Below are 6,503 nucleotides of genomic sequence, written 5' to 3' on the forward strand. Positions count from 1 at the left end.
GAGGTCATGGGTACCGACCCGGGCTGTACTTGTACTGGTTGTACAAGCTGTACGGTTATTGAACCGCAGACAATTGATCTACAGACAGGTGCCAAAAAAACTTTGGTGCTGGCGGGGCTCGGCTGTGCTAACTGCGCTGCCAAGATAGAACATGAAGTGAACAAACTGGCCGGGGTTCAGCATGCCTCCCTGGATTTTGTGGCCAAGAGGCTGATCATCTATGTGTACAATGAGCGGGGTTTGGGTAAGATAACATCTCAAGCTACTGAAATTATCAATAAATTTGAGCCTGATGTGGAGGTTATCGAGGAGTATGGGGCGGGGGGTATCCCTGTTATCGAGGATGAAGTGATCAACAAAAATGAACTGATCAAGATCGGGGTAGGGGCGGTATTGTTTGCTATCGCTCTTATTTTTGAGTTTTCTTTTTGGACTGAGTTTAGTTTATTTTTAGTGAGCTATCTTTTGGTGGGCGGAGACATATTGCTGAGAGCTGTCAGGAACATCTCCAGGGGGCAGGTTTTTGATGAGAACTTCTTGATGAGTGTGGCCACTATCGGTGCCTTTGCCATCAGGCAGTTCCCTGAAGGTGTAGCGGTGATGCTCTTTTTCAAGATCGGGGAGTTTTTTGAGGATCTGGCGGTGAACCGCTCGAGAAGGTCTATCTCTTCTCTGATGGACATCAGACCTGACTATGCGAATTTGCAGGTGGGGGATGACATCAAGAGGGTATCTCCTGAAGGTGTCAGGATAGGAGATCTGATCATCGTCAAGCCCGGTGAGAGGGTACCTTTGGATGGGATAGTTGTTGAAGGGAGATCCATGGTTGATACCTCTGCCCTGACAGGGGAATCGGTTCCCAGAGACGTAGAGCAAGGCAGTGATATCCTGGGGGGCTTCATCAATCAAAACGGGCTGCTCAAGGTTCAGGTAACCAAAAAGTTCGGCGAGACTACCGTTTCCAAAATCCTTGATCTAGTGCAGAATGCCGGCAGTAAAAAGGCACCCACCGAAAACTTCATCACCAAGTTTGCCAGGTATTACACACCTGTTGTGGTTTTTGGGGCGCTCGCCATTGCTTTGATACCACCTCTTCTTATTCAGGGTGCGGCCTTTTCTGAGTGGATCTACAGAGCACTTGTGTTCTTGGTTATATCCTGCCCTTGTGCCCTGGTGATTTCCATTCCCCTGGGCTTTTTCGGGGGTATCGGCGGGGCTTCTAAAAAGGGGATTCTCATCAAAGGGGGCAACTACCTGGAGGCCTTAAATAATGTAGATACCGTTGTCTTCGATAAGACGGGGACACTGACAAAGGGTGTGTTTAAGGTTACAGAGGTTGTGCCAGAGGATGGATTCGGCAGAGATGATTTACTGGAAATGGCTGCTTATGCAGAGGTGTTTTCCAACCACCCCATTGCTCTGTCGATTCTGCGTGCTTACGGAAAAGCCGTCAATAAAGAACTTGTAGATGAGCATGATGAAGTCTTTGGGCATGGCATTAAGGCCGCAGTCGGTGGGAGGGAGATCCTGGCGGGAAACAGCAAGCTGATGAGCAGAGAAGATATTGCCTGTGATGATGCTGATGCTCCAGGAACTGTTGTTTATGTAGCTCTAGATAAAACCTATGCGGGATACATCGTTATTTCTGATGAGATCAAAGAAGACTCCATCGATGCAATTAATGCCCTGAAAAATATCGGCATCCGAAAAACAGTAATGCTGACCGGAGATAACAGAGCAGTTGGTGAAAAGGTGGCAGAAGAGCTGGGACTTGATGAGGTTTACACAGAGCTCCTGCCTGACCAAAAGGTGAAACAGGTGGAACAGCTGGAAAAAGAGGTGCCTTCTGCCGGGAAGCTCGTCTTTGTCGGTGATGGAATCAATGATGCACCTGTTTTAGCAAGGGCTGATATAGGGGTGGCCATGGGGGCACTGGGATCAGATGCCGCTATTGAGGCTGCAGATGTTGTCCTGATGACCGATGAGCCTTCCCAACTAGTCGGTGCGATCAAGATCGCCAAAAGAACAAAAAATATTGTCTGGCAGAACATTGTCTTTGCATTGGGTGTCAAAGGCATTGTCCTGGTTTTTGGTGCGATGGGAATAGCTACCATGTGGGCTGCGGTGTTTGCGGATGTAGGGGTAGCACTGATCGCTGTCCTAAATGCAACCCGTGCCATGTATGTGAAAGCGTGATGCAGTGGGGACGGTTCCCGGCGCATTTCTGGCAGTTGGGTGCATGGGGTTGTGAGGTGCCGTCCCCCTGATCCGCTCTTGCACGGTTTCATTCCCAGGTGATATAATAACATAAAGCTTAATAATTTCTTCCTGTGTTTGCTAGCATTGGGGAGTAGCTGTAACAGGTGTGGCGACATCCCGGATATTTTTGAGCCCGCTGCACCTGCGGAGAGGATCCGAGCAAGACCTTTGCTTGAAATCATTATTTCAGGCAAAGGTCTTTTTTATATTCATTAAGCGTTTAGGAATACTAAGAATTGCGAGGAGGCAGAAGATGCAGGAGCAGAAGTGGTATAGGGTGGAAGCAGAAGAGGCGGCAAAGACATTAAATTCCGATCTCGTTCGGGGTCTGTCTGCTGAAGAGGCGGAAAGGCGGCTGAGGGAATTCGGCCCCAACGCTCTCAAGGAATCCCCTCCCCACAGTATTTTATCGATGTTTTTCGATCAGCTGAAGGAAGTACTGGTCCTGATCCTGATTGTGGCAGCTGTTATCTCAGGCGCACTGGGTGAATGGGCCGACTCTATTGTCATTATGGTTATTGTGGTGCTCAATGCATGTCTGGGTGTCTACCAGGAACATAAGGCAGAACAGGCGCTGATGGCTTTAAAAAAGATGACAACTCCCACTGCTAAAGTGATCCGTGATGGAGATGTCTACCAGGTACACTTGGAGACACTGGTTCCTGGGGACATAGTGGTACTGGATGCTGGGGATTCTCTTCCGGCTGATATCAGGTTGATTGAAACAGCATCTCTGCGGACAAATGAAGCCGCTCTAACCGGTGAGTCAGTACCTGTGGAAAAGGGTGCAGCTGTCATCGAACAGGATGATGTACCGGTCGGCGACCAGAAAAATATGGCCTTTATGGGGACGACCATCACCGGCGGACGGGGCAAGGGGTTAGTAGTGGCTACAGGGATGAGAACCCAGCTCGGCAAAATAGCACAACTTATTCAGGAGGCCCCGCTGGAAACCACCCCACTGCAGAGGCGCCTTGGTGAGCTAGGTAAGATTTTGGGCATTGGTGCCGGGGTTATTGTTGCGATTGTGTTTCTTACTGGAATGTTGCGGGGGGCGGAAGCCCTGGAGATGTTTATGATCTCCATCAGTTTAGCTGTGGCTGCAGTACCAGAAGGGCTTCCAGCAGTTGTGACCATTGTTTTGGCCATGGGAGTAACCCGGATGAGCCGCCGCCGGGCGGTGATCAGGAGGCTCCCTGCTGTGGAAACTCTGGGCACGGTTACTGTCATTTGTTCTGACAAAACAGGGACACTGACGAAAAATGAGATAACCGTCACCCATATTTATACCGGTGGGGAAATGTACGATGTAACAGGGATCGGATACAATCCGGATGGTGTTTTTATAGATGCTGAGGGAGAAAAAGTTGCACCCCTGGAAAATAAAAATCTGCTGTCGATGCTGATGGGTGGGATGTTGGACAGTGATGCGCGGTTGACCGAGACCGAGGATGGCTGGAATGTGATCGGGGATCCCACAGAGGGCGCTCTGGTGGTTGCTGCAGCCAAGACTGGGTTGAATAAACCGGAACTGGAGCAGGAATATCCCAGGTTAGCGGAGATTCCCTTTGACTCGGCCCGTAAGATGATGACTTCTTTTTATGAGGTTGACGATAACATTTATTCTTATACAAAGGGAGCCCCGGATCTGTTGGTGGCGCAGTGCACCAGTATTGCCAGGAAATCTGGGGATGTTGAATTACTGACCCCAGAGAGGCAGAGGCGGCTCTTAGATATCAACTCGAATTTGGCCTCCAGTGGGGAGCGGGTGCTTGCTCTGGCTGTCCGGAAGTGGCCGGAGGTCAAGTGGCCGGAGGTCCTAGAAAATCTCCAACCTGAACAAGTGGAAACAGATCTGACCTTTATCGGGTACTTCTCGATGATCGATCCGGCGCGGCCGGAGGTAAAGGATGCGGTAGAGACAAGCCGGCGTGCGGGTATTCGCACCATGATGATTACCGGTGATCACCAGGATACAGCGATGGCCATTGCCAGGGAGCTGGATATTTGGCAGGAGGGGGATCATGGCTCTCAGCGGGGAACAGGCTGCAGAAGATGGATGAAAAAGAACTGCAGCAGGCTGTAACCAACACAGCTGTCTTTGCCAGGGTATCCCCGGAGGATAAGCTGCGCATTGTGAAGGCCTTGAAGTCACATAACCATGTAGTGGCCATGACCGGGGATGGGGTAAATGATGCCCCTGCCTTGAAACGTGCCGATATCGGGGTATCGATGGGGATTACAGGTACAGAAGTGGCCAAAGAGGCTTCGGAAATGGTGCTCATGGATGACAACTACGCCACAATAGTCGGCGCTGTGAACGAGGGGCGCACCATTTACAGCAATATCCGCAAATCTGTCCATTATCTATTATCGTGTAATATCGGGGAAATCGTTACCATTTTTACAGCCATCCTGCTGGGGCTGGGCAGCCCCTTGACTGCTATTCAAATCCTGTGGCTCAACCTGGTCACAGATGGGTTACCGGCTTTGGCCCTGGGTGTTGAACCACCGGAAAACGGAATTATGGAACAACCCCCCAGAAAGCCCAATGAAGGGGTGCTGGCCGGGGGTATGGGTGTCAACATTCTGTGGCAGGGAGCACTGATTGGACTGACAGCTTTGGGAGTCTACTATCTCGCGCTCCGGTGGGGGCGCACTCTGCCAGAGGCCCATACGATGGCCTTTACGACCATGGCCTTACTGCAACTGGTGCATTCCTTTAATGCCCGCAGCAGCAGTCAGTCGCTTTTCGAGATAGGAGTGGGCTCCAACCGCAGCCTGGTCTATGCCTTTTTAGCTTCTGCTTCACTGCAGGCAGTGGTGCTCTTCGTTCCCTTCCTGAGAGGCTTCTTTGACACAGTACTGCTGCAGCCCACTGACTGGGCCGTAGTCCTCATCTTCAGCCTGGCACCACTTGTCGCCGTAGAAATGGCAAAACAACTGAGACAGATGCGCAGTGGATCGGAGAGATCGGAGGGATGGTTCTCCTGATCCCTTCTGATCCACTTTCTAAGGGACTTCACCTGGGTAGAGAGATTTCAGAGCATTTAGTTGCGGTTGACAGGCATCATTCCTGGGAAGCGGAGCAAGTTCGTAGTGTTGATAAATTACGTTTGAATATGAATATTCAATTAAAAGAAAAAGCTGTGGGAACCCCATTCCCGTAGCTTATTTTTTTAAAACCCCACTTCTCCAACCTTTTGCCTGTCCGTCTGCTGCCATACCCTCATCATCCAATCCTGTTTCGCACGGATCGACATCTACCCCTGTACTTACACTGCCGGCATTCTCATGAATAGGAACACGAAAGACGCGAGAATTCCAGGTGATTATTTCTTCAGCTGAAAGTTTTTCGGTGACAACAGGGACGCGTGAGACGCGAATGAGACGCGAGAACCGTCCCCGCGTCTCGGGACGTGTGAGACGCGAGAACCGTCCCCGCGTCTCAAAAAATATTTTTAGATTTAAGAAGGAGTTTGTTGCACTATGTCGAAATTATATATCACTTAGAGAACAGCTGTTTCGCATAGAGAAACACAGCTAGGAGGGGGAGATTGAATTGGCTGATGAAAAGAACAGCAGGGAGTACATCCTACAGTCTGTGGATAATGCTCTCCGTGTACTTGATTCATTTAATTCCATGGAGCCTGAGATGGGGGTCTCTGAGCTCAGTAGAAAGCTTGGGCTCAGTAAAAGTGCTATTTTCAGGATTGTTTCCACATTAGAAGCCCGTGGTTTTCTGACGCAGAATCCTGGTAATTCAAAATACAGGCTTGGACTTAAATTGCTCCGCCTTGGTGAATTGGTATTGAATCAGCATGATCTGGTAATGGCGGTCAGGCCTTTTTTGAAGGAGATTGTGGAGTTCTGTGATGAGACAGCACACCTTGTTGTGCTTGAGCAAGAAAAAACGACATTTATTGATAAGGTGGAAAGCGCCAGGGTAGTTAAGATGGGGTCTGCTATAGGTGAGTCTCTGCCAGAAACTCCGCAGGTGATCGCCTAAGTTCTTGCGGTGCAAGCAACGCAGTATAAAAGCAAAATTTTATTAATTCGCATTTTTTAAACCAAACAGGCAGGAAAAAACATAACTAATGACAAAAACCATCCTGGAAGCAACAACGATCAAATCATCATTTCCAGGAGGTGTTACCACCGATGTCGAAACGGTGGCTCAAATGATTTTCTTCGATACATCAACAAGGTATTCCTGCCTGAGGGCTGTACAAAATGGGCAAAAG

General features: G+C 49.6%; 5 protein-coding genes. All 5 read left to right on the forward strand.

Features of this window, described 5'->3' with window-relative positions:
* Positions 1-6: 6 nt before the first annotated feature.
* A complete protein-coding gene (locus SSCH_RS13330) occupies positions 7-2,196 on the forward strand; it encodes a heavy metal translocating P-type ATPase (protein WP_084711189.1) in 2,190 nt (729 codons plus the stop codon).
* A 316-nt stretch (positions 2,197-2,512) separates the two neighbouring features.
* Positions 2,513-4,345, forward strand: a complete 1,833-nt coding sequence (locus SSCH_RS13335) for a cation-translocating P-type ATPase (protein ID WP_156972299.1) — start codon at positions 2,513-2,515, stop codon at positions 4,343-4,345.
* Positions 4,315-5,253: a cation-translocating P-type ATPase gene (locus SSCH_RS21230; RefSeq protein WP_156972300.1), complete on the forward strand. Its 939-nt coding sequence runs from the start codon at positions 4,315-4,317 to the stop codon at positions 5,251-5,253. The genes SSCH_RS13335 and SSCH_RS21230 overlap by 31 nt, the downstream gene beginning before the upstream one ends.
* Positions 5,241-5,429, forward strand: coding sequence for a hypothetical protein (locus SSCH_RS13340; RefSeq protein WP_044665895.1), 189 nt, complete (start codon positions 5,241-5,243; stop codon positions 5,427-5,429). The genes SSCH_RS21230 and SSCH_RS13340 overlap by 13 nt, the downstream gene beginning before the upstream one ends.
* A 392-nt stretch (positions 5,430-5,821) precedes the next feature.
* Positions 5,822-6,268, forward strand: coding sequence for an IclR family transcriptional regulator (locus SSCH_RS13345; RefSeq protein WP_052835659.1), 447 nt, complete (start codon positions 5,822-5,824; stop codon positions 6,266-6,268).
* Positions 6,269-6,503 lie beyond the last annotated feature (235 nt).

It is taken from the genome of Syntrophaceticus schinkii, from assembly GCF_000946815.1.
Lineage (GTDB): Bacteria > Bacillota > DSM-12270 > Thermacetogeniales > Thermacetogeniaceae > Syntrophaceticus > Syntrophaceticus schinkii.

Bases quoted from the DNA above. Each gene is read 5' to 3' on its own strand.
- SSCH_RS13330 (WP_084711189.1), top strand. From the start codon at position 7: ATGGGTACCGACCCGGGCTGTACTTGTACTGGTTGTACAAGCTGTACG.
- SSCH_RS13335 (WP_156972299.1), top strand. From the start codon at position 2,513: ATGCAGGAGCAGAAGTGGTATAGGGTGGAAGCAGAAGAGGCGGCAAAG.
- SSCH_RS21230 (WP_156972300.1), top strand. From the start codon at position 4,315: ATGGATGAAAAAGAACTGCAGCAGGCTGTAACCAACACAGCTGTCTTT.
- SSCH_RS13340 (WP_044665895.1), top strand. From the start codon at position 5,241: ATGGTTCTCCTGATCCCTTCTGATCCACTTTCTAAGGGACTTCACCTG.